Source organism: Accumulibacter sp., from assembly GCF_016789985.1.
GTDB lineage: Bacteria > Pseudomonadota > Gammaproteobacteria > Burkholderiales > Rhodocyclaceae > Accumulibacter.
This window is the reverse complement of record NZ_JAEUOL010000192.1, coordinates 1-2,528: the sequence shown is the minus strand read 5'-3', so window position 1 is coordinate 2,528 and position 2,528 is coordinate 1. Positions and strand designations below refer to the sequence as shown.

Below are 2,528 nucleotides of genomic sequence, written 5' to 3'. Positions count from 1 at the left end.
GTCTTGGTCAGATCCTTGTCGCGCGAGATACCCTCGGCAATCGCGCTGGTGCGGTCGGTTTCCGCCGTCCAGATGCGCCGGCTGCGAGCGCCGTAACCAAGCTGCACCAGGTTGCCGGTCGCCAGCAGGCGAATCGCCGGGATGCGCCGGTCCTTGGCGGTGGCCGCTTCGACAATGCAGCCGGTGCTCGGGCCGAGCAGCTTGCGCTCGGCCATGTCGGCCAGCCGTTCGACGTTGGCGGCGACAGCGAAAGCCTCGTCCCGGATGGCCGCCAGCAACAGTTCGCGGCCGGCAAAGAGGCAGGCTCGGGTGACGTCCTCATGCCAGGCACGCACCACCACCTTGTACACGCCGCGTGTCGAAGTTTCGCGCGCCTTGCCGAAGCCACCTGGCATGCCGGCCAGGTTCTGCAGTTCGAGCGTCACGTGTTCGAGGATGTGGGCTGGCCAGGTACCCTCCTGCACGCGGCGCAGAAAGCCGCCACGCTCCCCGTAGCTGCAGCGATGCTCGATCAGTGAGGGCAGCAGGGCCGTCAGGCGTTCCGGAAACCCGGGGATGGTGTTCGACGGGAAATCCTCGAGCTCGCCGATATCGACCACCGCTTCAATCACCGGGCGGTAGGTCCAGATGTTCGGACCGCGCAGGTAGCGGATCTCGAGAAACTTGATGTCTTTGTTTTTCATGGCGTCAGTCCATTCACGGGAGGGTTGACCCGCGGCGGCGCGGGAAAAGGCAGGACCGTCGGACCAGCGGCCGGGCCGGCATGATGATGCAATCATCGTGGCAATAACGCCGCCGGCACCAATCGGCTGACCTGCATGGGCAAGAATTCACCTGGTCCGGCTCACAGGAAGCGGTCGAGAATCCGGCGGCTGTGCTGATCGAGCGCATGGCGGTCGCGGATCAGAAAATGGATGCCATGGCTGTCGGCGATCAGCAGGGCCGGTGGCGTCAACCGACGGATGTCCTCTTCACCCTTGAGGACGAAACTCGTCGTGCCGCGATCGGTCTCGACCTCCCAGGTGCTCGGCGTGGCGAAACTGGCCACACCGACGATGCGCTTGATCACCGGCATGAACTCGCGTCCCGCCAGTTCGGCTTCGAGCAGCATGCGCAGATCCTGCGGCAATTCGGCAAGCCGGTCGATCCAGGCCAGCTCATGGCCGTAAGGATCCACCAGAGCAAGGCCATCGTCGGGTGCGCTGATCGGGAAGGCGCGTACCGGCACCACCCCCTCGTGCGTCTCGCCGTCGGCTCCGGTGAGTTCGAGCCGCCCGAAGGCGTTGCGGCGCAACTGATAGTCCGGGCGTTCGGTCATTCGCGGTCTCCCTCGTTCCTGGGATCGAGCTCCATGCGACGCAGTTCTTCCTCGGTGTCCACGTTGCGCGCCTGTGCCTGATAGAGGCGGTAGTAATGTCCTTCGCAGGCCATCAGCTCTTCGTGGCTGCCGACCTCGACCACGCTGCCACGGTCGAGCACGACCAGACGATTGGCATCGCGCAGGGTGGACAGGCGGTGCGCAATGGCGATTGTCGTCCGCCCGCGCACCAGGTTGTCGAGCGCCTTCTGGATTTCCTTCTCGGTCGTCGTGTCGACCGACGAGGTGGCCTCGTCGAGAATCAGGATGCGCGGGTCGATGAGCAGTGCGCGGGCAATCGAGATGCGCTGGCGTTCGCCACCGGAAAGCGCCTGACCGCGTTCGCCAACCAGCGAGTCGTAACCGTGCGGCAGGCGCAGGATGAATTCGTGCGCATGTGCGGCACGCGCCGCCGCCACGATCTCGGCGCGCGTCGCGTCGGGCTTGCCATAGGCGATGTTCTCGGCGATCGTGCCGAAAAAGAGAAAAGGTTCCTGCAGCACCAGTCCGATGTGCCGGCGATACTCGGCGACCGGCAGCGACCGGATGTCCACCCCGTCGATCAGGATTGCCCCCTCGCTGACGTCGTAGAAACGGCAGATCAGGTTGACCATGGTGCTCTTGCCCGACCCGCTATGTCCGACCAGACCGACCATTTCACCGGGTTCGATGACCAGGCTGATGTCGCGCGTGACGCTGCGCGTCCCGTAGCGGAAACCGACGCTGCGCAGTTCGATGCCTCCCGCAACCTTGGGCAGGTGTACCGGATTGGTCGGTTCAGGAACGCTCGACACATGGTCGAGGATGTCGAAGATGCGCTTCGCCCCCGCCGCCGCCTTCTGCGTCACCGACACGATGCGGCTCATCGAGTCGAGACGCAGGTAGAAGCGGCTGATGTAGGCGAGGAAGGCGGTGAGGACACCGACCGTGATCTGGTCTCTGGCGATCTGCCAGATGCCGAAAGCCCAGACAATCAGCAGGCCGAACTCGGTGAGCAGCGTGACGGTCGGCGAAAACAGCGACCACACCTTGTTCACCCGGTCATTGACCTCGAGGTTGTGGGTATTGGCGGCACGGAAACGCGCCGCCTCGCGCGCCTCCTGGGCAAAGGCCTTGACCACCCGGATGCCGGGAATGGTGTCGGCCAGCACGTTGGTGACTTCCGCCCAGA

General features: G+C 64.7%; 2 protein-coding genes and 1 pseudogene. All 3 read right to left on the bottom strand.

Translation table 11 applies throughout. The annotated features are described in order from the left end of the window. Positions 1-683: pseudogene (locus JNK99_RS11360) on the bottom strand (cyanophycin synthetase); the annotation flags it as partial. A gap of 161 nt (positions 684-844) precedes the next feature. Next, positions 845-1,318, bottom strand: coding sequence for a DUF1854 domain-containing protein (locus JNK99_RS11355; RefSeq protein ID WP_291852983.1), 474 nt, complete (start codon positions 1,316-1,318; stop codon positions 845-847). Further along, the coding region (locus JNK99_RS11350) for an ABC transporter ATP-binding protein (protein ID WP_291852980.1) at positions 1,315-2,528 on the bottom strand (1,214 nt) is incomplete at its 5' end. The genes JNK99_RS11355 and JNK99_RS11350, both read right to left, overlap by 4 nt.

Excerpts from the sequence above, each read along its gene's own strand:
- JNK99_RS11355 (WP_291852983.1), bottom strand. The coding sequence starts at position 1,318 with ATGACCGAACGCCCGGACTATCAGTTGCGCCGCAACGCCTTCGGGCGG.